Below are 15,630 nucleotides of genomic sequence, written 5' to 3' on the forward strand. Positions count from 1 at the left end.
ATTATACCATAAGCCCTTTTGGCCGCAACGAAAAGATGTGGTGCGGTTTTATCAGCGCCAGCGCTTTAAGCGTTCCGCTTCCCATTGGCGATCGCGAAAAGCGTCGATGCGATCGGCAATGGCGGTCATAAACGACGGTAGATGAATCACGCCGTGGGTGCCGTAGCGGTGGTAGCGTACGCTTAGACAAAGGCCGATCATGGCCAGGTTCACCATTTGAAAGGTGCCGCCGTAGCTGACAAAGGGTAGAGGAATGCCGGTAACGGGCATGAGCCCCAAGGTCATGCCCACATTTTCCCAGATGTGAATGAAGAGAACGCTTAAAAAGCCGAAAACCATGAGTCGGCCGCCTTTGTCTTTGGCGAGTTTGGTCAAGGACAGTAGGCGATAAAACAAAAGGGCGTAGAGTGCGAGCAAGAGGGCGCCGCCGAGAAAGCCCAATTCCTCCACGAGGACGGGGAAGATAAAGTCCGTCTCTTTCGTGGGGATGAAATTAAATTGGGTTTGGGGTCCCCGGAAGAGGCCGCGGCCGAAGAGGCGACCGTCGCCGATGGCCACCCGGCCCTCGTAGGCTTGATAGCCGCTGCCGGAAGTGTTGGCATCCGGCTTTAAAAAGTTCAGAATACGGTCTTTCTGGTAATCGTCCAGTCGGGCGTATAAGATGGGTAATGACAGAAAGCCCGCCCCCATGGCGCCGAAAATATATTTCCAATCCAAATCGGAGAAAAACAACATGACGGCGATGAAAAATAAAAAGACCATGGCCGTGCCGAAGTCCGGCTGAAGCATAATGAGGCCCACGGGAAAGCCCGCAAAGGCCAAAGCCTTGAGAAGCTCCTTGGGTTCGTTGATTTTATCGCCGTGCTTTTCTAAGTAAAAGGCAAAGGAAATTACGAGAAAGATCTTGACGAATTCCGCCGGTTGAAAATTAATGGGGCCGATGGCGAGCCAGCTTTTCGATCCCCAGGTCGTGTCTCCGTGGCCGAAGAGCAGGGTAGCCGCCAAGAGAATGACGCTGAGGCCGTAGAGAAGGGGGTAGTAGGTGCGCCAAATGCGGTAATCCAGGAGCATGAGCCCGGCGGCGATGACCACGCCCAAAAGGGTGGCGATGCCCTGCTTCATTAAAAAGGGGCGATTGCCGTAAGACAAGGTGGCCGATGCGAGGGCCACAAAGCCCATGAGGGTAATGGCGGCGACGATGAGGATTAAGCTGCGGTCCACATCCCATTTTCCGGGACTGACGCGTATAAAAAAGGGTTTGACTTTTTCAAAAAGCTTTCGGTGAAACATAGTATCTCCTTTGTCAGAGTGTGATACTATTATTATACAACAATGGAAAGGACTTGGGATGGAAGTAGACCGAATCAAAGCGCAATTGGGATTTCACGATTTAGCCCTGGTGCCGGCCTCGCGATTAGACGCCATGGCTTCTGTTTTGATGAAGCGAAAAGCGGCGGGGGAGATGCTGCCCATTGAGCACGAGGACATCGATGCCCGCCTGGATCCCGCGGGAAGCCTTCCTTCGGCGAAATCCGTTTTTGTCGCCTTCGAGCAAGTGCCTTTCGCTGAGCAGGAGCCGGAGTCGATGAAAGGCTACGGCAGGCTGGCGAGTTTTTCGAGAGACACGGATTACCACGTAATTTTAAATGAAAAAATGGCCCGTTTGGAAGCCTATTTGGAGAAAAACTATCCGGAGGTAGAATACTACCGCCAGGTGGACACCGGGCCCTTGTACGAGCGGGGCTTTGCCCTTCTCACCGGCAAGGGCTTTATCGGAAGAAACGGAAGCTTTATTCACCACCGCCTGGGAAGCTATGTGGCCATCGGCATGCTGATTACCAACATTGAAGGCGGCGAGATCCGCGCGCCCCTTGGCAGTTGCGGCGATTGCCGCGCCTGCGTCGATGCCTGCCCGGGAGGCGCCATCGAAATGACGGGCATCCTCCATCCCGGTCGCTGCCGCTCATGGATCACCCAAAAACGGGGCGAGCTCACGGAAGGGGAGCGGGTGGTCATGGCCGATTGGCTTTACGGCTGCGATGTGTGCCAAATGGTTTGCCCGAAGAACAAGGGGATCGAGGCGGTGTACGAAATCACCGATCCCATTGAGGCTGTTTGCCTCGACGGATTGGAAGCGGAGTCGAATCGCTCCTTTAAAAAACGCTACGGTCGGCTCAGCGGATCCTGGCGAGGAAAAAAACAGTGGGTAAAAAATGCCGCCTACATTCGCCGCTATTTTAATGAGAGGAAGAAGTAGAATGCGTTTAACAAAAAAAGAAGCACTGCAAGTGTACGACCGTTTGGAAAAAATGTTTCCCGACGCCCGTGCGGAGTTGGATTACACCACGCCCTACGAACTTTTAATCGCCACCATTCTTTCGGCCCAATGTACGGATGTGCGGGTGAATAAAGTCACCAAGGTGCTCTTTCAAGAACACAATACGCCGGAGAAAATGGTGACCTTGTCTCAGGAAGAGCTGGAAACCATCATCAAAAGTTGCGGCGTTTATCGGAACAAGGCGAAGAATATTCTCGCCGCCTCCCGCATCATCATCGAAAGCTGGGGCAGCGAAATTCCTCCCACCATCGACGACTTAATGACCCTCCCCGGTGTCGGGAGAAAGACCGCCAATGTGGTGGCTTCCAATGTGCTGGGCATTCCCGCCATTGCCGTGGACACCCACGTTTTTCGCGTATCCAATCGCCTGGGGCTCGCCGAAAGCAAAAATGTCGACGGCACGGAAAAACAACTTATGGCCATTTGGCCGAAGGATTGTTGGAGCAAGGGCCATCACCTCTTGATCTTTTTAGGCCGCCGCATCTGCAAGGCCCAGCGCCCCCTTTGCGACGAATGCGACCTGAAAGATCTCTGCCATTACGTGCAAGGAGTATCTGCTTAATGGAACAAAAGTATTTGCATTTTCGACGAAAAAAGCGGCGCCAACTTAAGCGCATGAAGCGACGACGCATGGCCGCCGCGGCGGTTGCCGCCCTTTTAATCTATTTTATTTTTCTCGGCCTTTTGCCCACCTTCGGCATCATCAGTCCCGGAACCAATTATTGCGGCAAGTCTCTGGGCTTTTTAACGGTGAAGGGTGCGGAGAAAAAGATAAACAAATACAAGGAGGATTTTCTCTCCGCCGACGTGGTCTTAACCCACAAGGAGAAATCCGCCACCATGACCTCGCAGCAACTGGGGCTCTCCATGAACGAAAAACAGGTGGCGAAAGATGCGTTGAAAGAAAGCAAAAAGCGCCACTTCTTCTCCCGCATGGCACAGGCATTGAAGAAAGAACCGGTGCATACGCCCCTTGTCGTGGATGAGGCCACCTTAAATCGTAGCCTCGCTAGCTTAAACGGCGTCCTCTACGACATGGCCAAGCCCGCCACTGTGGCAACAGAAGGGGAGAAGGTCGTCATACGCCCCGGCAATCAAGGGGAAGTGCCGGATACGGCCCGGGCCACCTTCGATTTATCGCACGGCATCGATGGGCCCATAGAGATTCGTACGAAAACCGTGGCTCCGGACATCGAGGCACAGGCACTGGCGGGAATCGACGGAAAATTGGCCGAAGCCGTCACCACCTACGACCCCGCAGACAAAAGCCGTACGATCAATGTGGAAAACGGCGCTCGCTACTTCCGCCGCATCGTCTTGGCGCCGGGGGAAAAACTTTCTTTCCTCGCCACCATCGGCGGCATTACCGAGGCCCACGGCTTCGTCAAGGGCAAGACCGTGTCAAACGGCGTGGAAACCGAGGGCATTGGCGGCGGCGTCTGCCAAGTGTCCACCACCATGTACAATGCCGTGGCCCGCTCGGGGCTTAATGTCATCACGAAATTCAATCACTCCAAGGCCGTGCCCTACGCCAAAGAGGGGCTGGACTGCGCCGTAAGCGACGGCTACAAAGATTTTATCTTCGCCAATCCCTTTACCAAGCCCGTCTACATCGAAACCAAGGCCAAGGACGGCACCCTGCTTTGCACCATTTACGGGCCTGCGAAAGAAAAGCCCTACACCATCGACTTGGTGCCTGAGAAGGTGCGGGACCTTCCGGCAGCCAACGATATCAGCTACACTTCGGACCTGGCACCGGGTGAGGTGAAAATGATTCAAAAGCAAGTGAACGGATCGATTTACAACACCTACGCCGTCTATTCCATGGGTGGAAAAGAACTTCGGCGCGTCTTCGTGGCAAGAAGCCGCTACGTTCCCGTGGACGGAAAAGTTTTAGTGGGAAAAAAGAAATAATCTCTTGCCATTTAAAGCGCCTCGTGTTAATATAATAAATTGCATAATAATCTAAAAATGTATGGAAAAGACGGTCGCAGCTACGAAAGATGATGTATATGTAAGTTATTGACGATTCAATTTGAAGAGATTCTTACACATACATTTTTTGTTTTTCGAAGGAACTGTAAGGGGTGAGGAATTTAATGGTACATCCTGTTCAATATGGCAAACGGGAGAGAATGAGTTATTCCAGAATCGATGATGTGTTGGAGATACCGAATCTATTGGGCGTCCAAACGGATTCGTTTAAGTGGCTCATCGATGAAGGTCTCAAAGAAGTGTTTCGGGATATTTCGCCCATCGAAGACTTTGCGGGAAATTTAATACTGGAATTTGTCGACTACTATGTATCCGATGAGAAAAAGTACGATTTCGAGGAAGCAAAGGAAAAGGACACCAATTATTCGGCACCTTTAAAAGTGAAGGTTCGACTGATCAATACGGAAACCGGGGAAGTTAAGGAACAAGAAGTCTTTATGGGCGACTTGCCTTTAATGAGCGCCACCGGCACCTTCGTCATTAACGGGGCGGAACGTGTCGTGGTCAGCCAATTGGTTCGCTCCCCCGGGGCTTACTACAAAGTGGAATTCGACAAGACGGGCAAGCAATTATTCTCCTCCACCTTGATTCCTAATCGCGGTGCTTGGCTGGAATTTGAAACCGACGCCCAAGGCGTGGTCAATGTGCGTATCGACCGCACGCGGAAGATCCCCATTACGATCTTACTTCGGGCCATCGGCGTGGAAAGCAATTTGGAAATCACAAACCTTATGGGTGAGACGGAAGAGCTCTTGAAGGTCTTTGAAAAGGACCAAACCAGCAACAAACAGGAAGCCCTTCTGGAGATTTACAAAAAGCTCCGCCCCGGCGAGCCGCCTACGGTGGAAAGTGCCCAATCTCTCTTTGAAAATATGTTTTTCGACGCCCGTCGCTACGACATGGCGAAAGTGGGCCGCTACAAATTCAACAAGAAGCTGGCCCTTCGGGAACGGCTGCAAAATCAAATTTTGGCGGAAGATGTCATCGACGGGGAAACCGGCGAAGTCATGGGTACCGCCGGCGAGAGGGTGAGCCGCGAGGAAGCCATCGCCATTGAAAATGCGGGGATTAACCGAGTGGAAATTCTCGTCGACGATCCCAATGCCCTGGGTGAAAAGATGAAGATTGTCCTTATCGGAAACAATTTCGTCGATCCCGCCGCCTTGGATACGGACATCGACTTTAAAGCCCTGGGCTTCAGAGAAAAAATCTATCTGCCCCGCCTGAAAGAACTCTTCGAAGCATACGAAGGGGAAGAGCTCATTACGCGGATTAAACTTCATTATAAGGAATTGTCTCCGAAGCACATTTTGGTAGACGATATTTTGGCGGCCGTAAACTATGAATTCAATCTGTTCTACGGCATCGGCAAAACCGACGACATCGACCACCTGGGCAATCGTCGGATTCGCTCCGTGGGCGAGCTTTTACAAAACCAATTCAGAATCGGCTTAACCCGTATGGAACGCGTGATTCGCGAACGCATGGCCGTTCAAGATCCCGATGCGGCCACGCCTCAATCCTTAATCAATATTCGCCCGGTGACGGCGGCCATTAAAGAATTCTTCGGTTCTTCTCAATTGTCGCAATTTATGGACCAAAACAACCCCCTTTCGGAGCTGACCCACAAGCGTCGTCTCTCCGCCTTGGGGCCCGGCGGTCTGTCGAGAGATCGAGCCGGCATGGAAGTCCGCGACGTGCACAACTCCCACTACGGACGTATGTGCCCCATTGAGACGCCGGAAGGTCCCAACATCGGTTTGATTACATCCCTTACCACCTTTGCCCGTATTAACGAATACGGCTTCATTGAAGCGCCTTACAGAAAGGTAGTCAAAGGCGAAGGCCTGGTTACGAACGAAATCGAATACATTACCGCCGACGTGGAAGATGAAAACATCATCGCCCAAGCCGACGAAAAAGTCGACGAAAACGGCCACTTCATTAACGACCGGGTTATCGCCCGAGGCATCGACGGCCTCGTCGACGTCTACAAGCGAGAAGACATCAGCTACATGGACGTGTCTCCGCAGCAAATCGTCGCCGTCGGGACCAGCATGATTCCCTTCTTGGAAAACGACGACGCCAACCGCGCCCTCATGGGATCGAACATGCAGCGTCAAGCCGTACCGTTGTTAAAGACGGAAGCGCCCATCGTTGCCACGGGGATCGAGTACAAAGCCGCCCGTGATTCCGGCGTCTGCGTCATCGCCACGGAAGACGGCACCATTAAGAAGGTATCCAGCAACCAAATCGTCCTCACGCCGGAAGGGGGCAAGGAAGACATTACCTTCCGCCTCCACAAATTCGAAAAGGCCAACCAAGGCACAACCATTAACCAACGGCCCATCGTAAACGAAGGCCAAAAGGTAAAACGCGGCGAAGTCATCGCCGACGGCCCCTCCACGGATTTAGGGGAAATGGCCTTGGGCAAAAACATCTTAATCGCCTTTATGAACTGGGAAGGTTACAACTACGAAGACGCCATGCTCATTAACGAAGAGCTGGTTATCGACGATGTCTTAACCTCTCTGCACATTGAAGAATACGAAGCCGAAGCCCGCGACACGAAATTAGGGCCGGAAGAAATCACCCGCGACATTTCCAATGTCAGCGACGACATGCTCAAGGACTTAGATGAGCGTGGAATTATTCGCGTCGGCGCGGAAGTGAACCCCGGCGACATCCTCGTCGGCAAGGTAACGCCGAAGGGCGAAACGGAACTTTCCGCAGAAGAGCGCCTTTTGCGCGCCATTTTCGGCGAAAAGGCCCGTGAAGTGCGGGATACCTCCCTGCGCCTGCCCCACGGGGAAGCGGGCATCGTCGTCGACGTGAAGGTCTTCAATCGCGCTGACGGCGACGAGCTGCAACCGGGCGTCAACGAAATGGTCCGCGTCTTTATCGCCACGAAGCGGAAGATTCAAGTGGGCGATAAAATGTGCGGTCGCCACGGAAACAAGGGGGTTATCTCCCGCGTCCTTCCCAAGGAAGACATGCCTTACATGCCCGACGGACGCCCCATTCAAATCGTATTGAATCCCCTGGGCGTTCCCTCTCGGATGAACTTGGGGCAAGTATTGGAAGTCCACTTGGGCCTCGCCGCCAAGAAACTGGGCTGGCACGTAGCCACCCCCGTATTCGACGGCGCCAACGAACAGGATATTTTTGACACCTTGGAAAAAGCCGGCTACTCCGCCGACGGCAAGGTGCAACTCAGAGACGGCCGCACCGGGGAAGACTTCGATCACCCGGTCACCGTAGGCTATATGTACATGCTCAAACTTCACCACTTGGTCGATGAAAAGATCCACTCCCGCTCCACCGGCCCCTACTCCCTGGTTACGCAACAACCTTTGGGCGGTCGGGCGCAATTCGGCGGTCAACGTTTCGGGGAAATGGAAGTGTGGGCACTGGAAGCCTATGGGGCAAGCCACACCTTGCAGGAAATGCTCACGGTAAAATCCGACGACATCGTCGGCCGGGTCAAGACCTACGAAGCCATCGTCAAGGGCGAAAATATTCCTCAACCGGGGATTCCCGAATCCTTTAAGGTTCTTATTAAAGAGTTGGAAGCACTGGCTCTTGAAATACAAGTACTGGACGAAAACGAAAACGAAGTGGATCTGAGTACCGATGACGACGATCTCAATCACTTGGATTCCATGGACGGAAAAATAGACGGAGAAGATGCAGGGGAGCTCATCGAAGGAAAATCCACCGTGGATGCCTTGGCAGGCATTCGCAGAATTTCCGGCGATGCGATTCCGACAGGTTTTACACAAGACGAAGAAGAGGAATAAGTCTCTTCGGCAGTTGAAGGTACTCTAAAGAAAGGAGTCTTGCTCCTTGAGCAGAAACGAATTATTTCATTCCATCAAAATCGGCTTAGCATCCTCGGAAAAAATCAGATCATGGTCTTACGGGGAAGTCAAAAAGCCGGAAACCATTAACTACAGAACACTGAAGCCTGAAAAAGAAGGTCTCTTCTGCGAAAAGATCTTCGGGCCCACGAAAGACTGGGAGTGTTCCTGCGGAAAATACAAGCGCCTGCGCTACAAAGGCGTAGTCTGCGAAAAATGCGGCGTGGAAGTCACCAAATCCAAGGTGCGAAGAGAACGCATGGGCCACATCGAATTGGCTGCGCCGGTCTCCCACATTTGGTACTTTAAGGGCATTCCCTCCCGCATGGGCCTTGTCATGGACATTAGCCCCCGGGCGTTGGAAAAAGTCCTTTACTTCGCATCCTACATCGTCACCCGCGTCGACGAAGGGGTGCCGGATTTATACGAAAAACAACTCCTCTCCGAAACGGAATACCGCGAGTTTAAGCGGGAATACGGCGACAAATTCGAAGCGAAAATGGGTGCGGAAGCCATTCGCGACCTTTTACGCAAGACGGATTTAGACGCGATCTCCAAGGATTTAAGGGATCAGCTGGACGATGCCACGGGCCAAAAGCGGGTGCGCATTACCCGCCGTTTGGAAGTCATCGAAGCCTTCAGAAACTCGGGCAACAAATGCGAGTGGATGATCCTCGATTGCATCCCCGTCATTCCGCCGGAGCTGCGCCCCATGGTGCAATTAGACGGCGGCCGCTTCGCTACTTCGGACTTAAACGATTTGTATCGCCGGGTCATTAACCGGAACAACCGTCTGAGAAAACTGATGGACATCGGCGCGCCTGAAATCATCGTGCGTAACGAAAAGCGGATGCTTCAAGAATCCGTCGACGCCTTAATCGACAACGGCCGCCGCGGCCGCCCCGTCACCGGCGCCGGCAACCGCCCCTTAAAGAGCCTTTCCGAAATGCTCAAGGGTAAGCAAGGGCGTTTCCGTCAAAACCTTCTGGGTAAACGTGTCGACTACTCCGGTCGTTCCGTTATCGTCGTCGGCCCGTCTTTGAAATTCTATCAATGCGGTCTGCCGAAGAACATGGCGCTGGAGCTCTTTAAGCCCTTCGTTATGCGGGAATTGGTCGACAGGGAACTAGCTCACAACATCAAAAGCGCGAAGCGCATGGTGGAAAGGGTACGCCCTGAAGTATGGGATGTACTGGAAGAGGTTATTAAAGACCATCCGGTGCTCTTAAACCGTGCGCCTACCTTGCACCGTTTGGGGATTCAAGCCTTCGAACCGGTCTTGGTGGAAGGCAAAGCCATTAAGCTGCATCCCCTCGCCTGTACGGCCTACAACGCCGACTTCGACGGGGACCAAATGGCGGTTCACTTGCCCCTTTCGGCGGAAGCACAGGCGGAAGCTCGCCTCTTAATGCTCTCCACCAACAACATTTTGGCGCTGAAAGACGGTAAGCCCATTACCACCCCGTCCCAAGACATGGTTCTCGGAATGTACTACCTGACCTTAGATAGAAAAGGCCACGTCAAAGGCGACGGCATGACCTTTGTCGACGAAAAAGAAATGATGCACGCCTACGCTTGCGGTTGGGTGCACCTCCACTCCCACGTGAAGGTCCGCCGCTTTAAAGACGCAGACGACAAGCGCGGCAAAATTGTGGAAAGCACCGTGGGTCGCTTCTTGATCAATCGGGCCATTCCCCAAGACTTGGGTTTTGTGGACCGTGAAAAAGATCCCTACGGCCTTGAAATCGACCGCGTCATCGACAAAAAGCTCTTAGGAAAAATCATCGATCGCTGCTACAAACTCCACGACAATCTGGAAACGGCGGCTTTCCTCGACGAAGTGAAGAGCTTGGGCTACCACTACTCCACTGTAGGTGCCATGTCCATTTCCATGGGCGACGTTGAAATTCCCAAGGAAAAACCGGAAATTCTCCATCAAGCGGATTTAGACGTGGAAAAATACGAAAAGGCCTACAGAAAAGGGCTGATCAGCGACGAAGAGCGCTACGAACACGTCATCGATATTTGGAACGAAGCCACGGATCACTTAACGGACAAAGTTATGGAAGGCTTCGGCGAAATGAACAACATCTTCATCTTTGCCGATTCCGGGGCCCGTGGTTCCAAGAACCAAATTCGTCAATTGGCCGGCATGCGCGGGCTCATGGCTTCGCCTTCGGGGCGCACCATCGAAGTCCCCATTACCTCAAACTTCCGTGAAGGCCTGGACGTATTGGAATTCTTTATGTCCACCCACGGTTCGCGGAAAGGCTTGGCCGATACGGCACTGCGTACCGCCGACTCCGGCTACCTGACCCGCCGCCTGGTCGATGTTTCGCAACAAGTGACGGTTACGGAAGAAGACTGCGGCACGGACAGCTACATCGTGGCCAAGTCCTTTAAAGACGGCCGCGAAATGATCGAAGAAATGCACGATCGTATCGAAGGTCGTACGGCATACGAAGATATTTTTCATCCTGAAACCGGCGAACTTCTGGCCAAGGGCGGCGAAATGATCGGATCCAATGAAGCCGATGCCATTGTCGCCGCAGGCATCGAAGAAGTGAAGATTCGTTCCGTCTTGGGCTGCCACTCCGAAGATGGCGTCTGCGCCAAGTGTTACGGCGAAAACATGGCAACGGGTCGCCCGGTCGGTATCGGCGAAGCCGTCGGCGTCATCGCCGCCCAATCCATCGGCGAGCCCGGTACCCAGCTGACCATGCGTACCTTCCACACCGGCGGTGTTGCAGCGGCAGCGGATATTACCCAAGGTTTGCCCCGTGTCGAAGAACTTTTCGAAGTGCGTAAGCCCAAAGGTCTCGCCATTATTGCTGAAATCAGCGGGACGGTGGACATTCGTGAAACGGCGAAAAAACGTGAAATCGTCATTACAGACGACGACGGCAATTCCGAAGCCTATACGGTGGTATACGGCGCTCGCGTCAAGGTAAAACCCGGCGACCGTGTCGAAATAGGCGACGAACTCACCCAAGGGTCCGTCTATCCTCAAGACCTTCTTCGCGTCAAGGGCGTCATGGGCGTACAGGAATACATCGTCAAAGAAGTTCAACGGGTCTACCGTCTCCAAGGGGTAGACATCGACGACAAGCACATTGAAGTCATCGTCAAGCAAATGATGTCCAAAGTGCGCGTCGACGAAGCCGGCGACACGAGCCTGCTCCCCGGCAGCATGGTGAGCAAGAAGGAATTCGAACACGCCAATGAAAAAGCGAAGGCGGAAGGCCTTAAAGAAGCCACGGCCATTCCCACCTTATTGGGGATCACCAAGGCATCCTTGGCCACGGATTCCTTCCTTTCCGCCGCATCCTTCCAGGAAACCACCCGCGTCTTAACCGATGCAGCCATCGAAGGAAAACAAGATTACCTGAAAGGCTTAAAAGAAAACATCATCATCGGTCAATTGATTCCCGCAGGGACCGGCGTCCGCCAAAACGGCACGGTCTACTGGGAAGAAGAAGACAAGCGAAAAGAAGAATTAGATCTGCTGGAAGGCATGAAGGCCTGATAGAGAAAAGAAACTCCGCTTCGGCGGAGTTTTTTCTATTGACAAGAGAAACGTAAAGCCGCATAATTTACAATAGTATTGTAAATGGAGGTTTAAACGTGAAAACAAAACAACTGACAACCATGGCCCTGTATCTCGCCGTGATTATTTTAAGCGGCCTGTTGGTGATTCCCACCCCCGTCGGCGTGCCCGTCGTGCTGCAAAATATGGTTTGCGCCCTGGCCGGGGCAATCCTGGGAAAGAAAAACGGCACCTTAACCGTTTTCGTCTTCTTGCTCTGCATCGCCATCGGTCTTCCGGTTTTGCCCGGCGGTCGCAGCGGCGTCGCCGTCTTTTTCGGCATCACCGGATCCTACTTTATTGGCTATTTGCTTTCGCCTTTCCTTATAGGCCTGGCTTTGGAAAAAGTAAAAAGCCGCGGTTACCTTACGTTCCTTTTGGTCTTTGTCCTCTTCGGTGCCTTGCTGATTAACTTCTCCGGCTTGATTAGCTTGTACGCCAACAGCGAAAGTTTTTCCGCCGCTTTTAAAACCATGATCGCCTTTGTACCCTTCGATTTGGTTAAAGCCGTGCCCATCGCCTGGGTGGCTCAACGCCTTTATGCGACGGAGCCGGGTTTTTTAAAAGAAATCCGGGCGTAAGAAGGGATAAATCCCGCAAAATGCTTGAAAACTGAACGAAAAGATGGTACACTACCAGAGTGTAAATCGACCGCATCAGAAACTACCCGCTCAACGGGTAGTTTTTCATGATTGAAAATCGATTTGTGCTGTAAGAAAATCCCAATTATTAAAGGAGGTGCACTAAGTGCCTACAATTAACCAACTTGTAAAGAAGGGTAGAAAAAGATCCGAAACGAAGTCGAAATCGCCGGCTTTAGGATTCAACTACGATTCCTTACAAAAAGAACAAACCGTCGTTAACTCCCCTCAAAAAAGAGGCGTTTGCGTCGCGGTTCGTACTGTAACGCCGAAGAAACCGAACTCCGCGCTCCGTAAAGTTGCCCGTGTTCGTCTTTCCAACGGCTACGAAGTCATGGCATACATTCCCGGAATTGGCCATAACTTGCAAGAACACAGTGTCGTCTTAGTTCGTGGCGGTCGTGTTAAGGACCTTCCCGGTGTGCGTTACCACGTCGTTCGGGGAACCTTGGATACGGCAGGCGTCGACGGAAGAAGACAAGCGCGTTCCAAATATGGTGCAAAGAAACCGAAAAGTAACTAATCAAAGAGCACAATCTTTTCAATAGATGCTCTTGGCACACGACATCAGTCGAGTACCGTTGATTTTTCTCAACCACATAGTTAAGGAGGGAAGAGAATGCCAAGAAAAGGACATATTCCTAAAAGAGAGGTCATGCCCGATCCCGTATACGGCGACGTTGTCATTACAAAATTAATCAACAACGTCATGTTAGACGGCAAGCGCGGCACAGCCCAACGAATCGTCTACGGCGCATTGGACGCTGTAAAAGAAGCAACCGGTGAAGAACCCTTAGAAGTATTCTACAAAGCGTTAAACAACGCCATGCCGGTTTTGGAAGTCAAAGCACGCCGTATCGGTGGTGCCAACTATCAAGTCCCCTTGGAAGTACGTCCCGAAAGACGTCAAACCTTGGGTCTTCGCTGGATCGTTCGCTACGCCAGAGAGCGCGGCGAAAAAACCATGGTCGAACGCTTATCCAAAGAAATCTTGGATGCATCCAACGACCTGGGAGGCGCAGTGAAGCGTAAGGACGAAATGCATCGTGCGGCAGAAGCCAACAAAGCTTTTGCTCATTTCAGATGGTAAGAAAGGGGAAATTACGTGGCTAGAGAAGTGCCGCTTAATAAAGTACGCAATATCGGAATTATGGCGCACATCGACGCCGGTAAAACGACGACGACCGAACGGATTTTGTATTACACCGGTCGGATCCACAAGATCGGGGAAACCCACGACGGTGGCGCCCAAATGGACTGGATGGAGCAAGAGCAAGAACGTGGGATCACGATCACCTCGGCTGCTACCACCGCGCACTGGAAAGGCTATCGCCTGAACATCATCGACACACCGGGCCACGTTGACTTCACCGTAGAAGTTGAACGTTCCCTGCGCGTCCTTGACGGTGCCGTTTCCCTCTTCGATGCGAAGAGCGGGGTAGAACCGCAATCGGAAACCGTATGGCGTCAAGCTGACCGTTACCACGTCCCCCGAATCGCGCACATCAACAAAATGGACGTTACCGGTGCCGACTTCTTCCGTTCGGTAAAAACCATCGAAGACAAATTACACGGTAATCCCGTTCCGATTCAAATCCCCATGGGCGCCGAAGAAAGCTTCATCGGCATGATCGACTTGGTCACCATGGAAGCTGAAATCTACAAAGATGACATGGGTACCGAAATCGAAATCACGGAAGTGCCGGAAGAATACAAGGCACAAGCCGAAGAATGGCGCGAAAACATGATCGAAAAAGTCTCCGAATTCGACGAAGACTTAATGATGGCCTACTTGGAAGGCGAAGAAGTCACCCAAGAAGACATTAAACGCGCCATCCGTAAGGGAACCTTAGACGTGGCCATGACCCCCGTTACCTGCGGTTCCTCTTACAAAAACAAAGGGGTACAACTCCTGCTCGATGCCATCATCGACTACCTGCCCTCGCCGGTAGACATCCCCGCCATCGTCGGCGTGGATCCCGATACGGACGAAGAAGAAGATCGTCACGCAAGCGACGAAGAACCCTTCTCCGCATTGGCATTTAAGATCGTTACCGACCCCTACGTAGGGAAACTTTCCTACTTCCGCGTCTACTCCGGTACCTTAAAGGCCGGTAGCTACGTCTACAACTCCAGCAAGGGCAAGAGAGAACGCGTCGGTCGTATCCTTTTAATGCACGCCAACAAGCGTGAAGAAGTCGAAGAAATCTACGCCGGCGAAATCGCCGCCGCTGTCGGTTTAAAAGACACATCCACCGGGGACACCCTCTGTGCCGAAGATGACCTCATCATTTTGGAAAACATGGAATTCCCGGAACCCGTTATCTCCGTCGCCATCGAACCGAAGACCAAAGCGTCTCAAGACAAAATGTCCATCGGTCTGCAAAAGCTCGCCGAAGAAGACCCCACCTTCAGAACCTACACCGACGAAGAAACCGGTCAAACCATTATCGCCGGCATGGGCGAATTGCACTTGGATATTATCGTCGACCGCTTGCTCCGCGAATTTAAAGTCGAAGCAAACATCGGTAACCCGAAAGTATCCTATCGCGAAGGCATCCTCGGATCCGCCGAAGGCGAAGGCAAATTCGTACGTCAATCTGGTGGTCGCGGTCAATACGGTCACGCCAAGATCAAAGTCGAACCCCTCGAACCGGGCAAAGGCTTTGAATTCGAAAACAACATCGTCGGTGGCGCCATTCCCAAGGAATTTATCGGGCCGACCCAACAAGGGATCGAAGAAGCCATGCAAAACGGTGTTCTCGGCGGTTACGAAGTCCTCGACGTCAAAGTCAGCCTCTACGACGGCTCCTTCCACGATGTCGACTCTTCGGAAATGGCATTTAAGATTGCCGGCTCCATGGCACTGCGCGACGCCTTATCCAAGGCAAATCCCGTGCTCCTCGAACCGGTCATGAAAGTAGAAATCGTAACCCCCGAAGAATACATGGGCGATGTTATCGGCGACATTAACTCCCGTCGTGGCCGCATGGAAGGGATGGAACTGGTAGCCGGTGCCCAAATCGTCACCTGCTACGTCCCCTTGGCTGAAATGTTCGGCTACGCAACCAGCTTGCGTTCCAACACCCAAGGTCGCGCCAACTACTCCATGCAATTCGACCACTACGAACAAGTTCCCAAGAACGTGTCCGAAGAAGTACTCAACGGCAAAAATAAATAAGTCAAATCCAAATTAAAGGAGGATATACA

The 15,630-nt window shown here is 52.4% G+C and carries 10 protein-coding genes; 9 read left to right on the forward strand and 1 reads right to left on the reverse strand.

Going from position 1 to position 15,630, the window contains the following annotated elements; translation table 11 throughout:
• Positions 1-51: 51 nt before the first annotated feature.
• Positions 52-1,290 (reverse strand): rod shape-determining protein RodA, encoded by a 1,239-nt coding sequence (gene rodA, locus WKT05_RS06195; protein ID WP_340413370.1) that lies wholly within the window; start codon positions 1,288-1,290, stop codon positions 52-54.
• 58 nt (positions 1,291-1,348) lie between these two features.
• Here rodA and WKT05_RS06200 point away from each other — a divergent pair, with 58 nt between their 5' ends.
• The 9 genes from WKT05_RS06200 to fusA all read left to right on the forward strand — a co-directional run bounded on the left by WKT05_RS06200 (position 1,349) and on the right by fusA (position 15,601).
• Entirely contained in the window at positions 1,349-2,257 is a 909-nt protein-coding gene (locus WKT05_RS06200) for an epoxyqueuosine reductase (RefSeq protein WP_340413371.1), read from the forward strand.
• A gap of 1 nt (position 2,258) precedes the next feature.
• A complete protein-coding gene (gene nth, locus WKT05_RS06205) occupies positions 2,259-2,900 on the forward strand; it encodes an endonuclease III (protein ID WP_215508845.1) in 642 nt (213 codons plus the stop codon).
• Positions 2,900-4,252 (forward strand): VanW family protein, encoded by a 1,353-nt coding sequence (locus tag WKT05_RS06210; RefSeq protein ID WP_340413372.1) that lies wholly within the window; start codon positions 2,900-2,902, stop codon positions 4,250-4,252. Before nth ends, WKT05_RS06210 begins: the two co-directional genes overlap by 1 nt.
• A 185-nt stretch (positions 4,253-4,437) precedes the next feature.
• Entirely contained in the window at positions 4,438-8,133 is a 3,696-nt protein-coding gene (gene rpoB, locus WKT05_RS06215) for a DNA-directed RNA polymerase subunit beta (protein WP_340413374.1), read from the forward strand.
• A gap of 46 nt (positions 8,134-8,179) precedes the next feature.
• Positions 8,180-11,719: a DNA-directed RNA polymerase subunit beta' gene (gene rpoC, locus WKT05_RS06220; protein WP_340413375.1), complete on the forward strand. Its 3,540-nt coding sequence runs from the start codon at positions 8,180-8,182 to the stop codon at positions 11,717-11,719.
• 98 nt (positions 11,720-11,817) lie between these two features.
• A complete protein-coding gene (locus tag WKT05_RS06225; protein ID WP_340413376.1) occupies positions 11,818-12,360 on the forward strand; it encodes a biotin transporter BioY in 543 nt (180 codons plus the stop codon).
• A gap of 166 nt (positions 12,361-12,526) precedes the next feature.
• Complete coding sequence (gene rpsL, locus WKT05_RS06230; protein ID WP_108831901.1) at positions 12,527-12,943, forward strand: 30S ribosomal protein S12; 417 nt, start codon at positions 12,527-12,529, stop codon at positions 12,941-12,943.
• Between the two features lie 96 nt (positions 12,944-13,039).
• Positions 13,040-13,510 carry a 30S ribosomal protein S7 gene (rpsG, locus tag WKT05_RS06235; RefSeq protein ID WP_340413378.1) on the forward strand — a complete coding sequence of 157 codons (471 nt, stop codon included), beginning with the start codon at positions 13,040-13,042 and terminating at the stop codon, positions 13,508-13,510.
• 15 nt (positions 13,511-13,525) lie between these two features.
• Positions 13,526-15,601, forward strand: a complete 2,076-nt coding sequence (fusA, locus tag WKT05_RS06240) for an elongation factor G (RefSeq protein WP_215508851.1) — start codon at positions 13,526-13,528, stop codon at positions 15,599-15,601.
• Positions 15,602-15,630 lie beyond the last annotated feature (29 nt).

The sequence above is a fragment of the Peptoniphilus sp. HCN-40583 genome, from assembly GCF_037892835.1.
GTDB lineage: Bacteria > Bacillota > Clostridia > Tissierellales > Peptoniphilaceae > Aedoeadaptatus > Aedoeadaptatus rachelemmaiella.

Bases quoted from the DNA above. Each gene is read 5' to 3' on its own strand.
- rodA (WP_340413370.1), bottom strand. From the start codon at position 1,290: ATGTTTCACCGAAAGCTTTTTGAAAAAGTCAAACCCTTTTTTATACGC.
- WKT05_RS06200 (WP_340413371.1), top strand. From the start codon at position 1,349: ATGGAAGTAGACCGAATCAAAGCGCAATTGGGATTTCACGATTTAGCC.
- nth (WP_215508845.1), top strand. From the start codon at position 2,259: ATGCGTTTAACAAAAAAAGAAGCACTGCAAGTGTACGACCGTTTGGAA.
- WKT05_RS06210 (WP_340413372.1), top strand. From the start codon at position 2,900: ATGGAACAAAAGTATTTGCATTTTCGACGAAAAAAGCGGCGCCAACTT.
- rpoB (WP_340413374.1), top strand. From the start codon at position 4,438: ATGGTACATCCTGTTCAATATGGCAAACGGGAGAGAATGAGTTATTCC.
- rpsG (WP_340413378.1), top strand. From the start codon at position 13,040: ATGCCAAGAAAAGGACATATTCCTAAAAGAGAGGTCATGCCCGATCCC.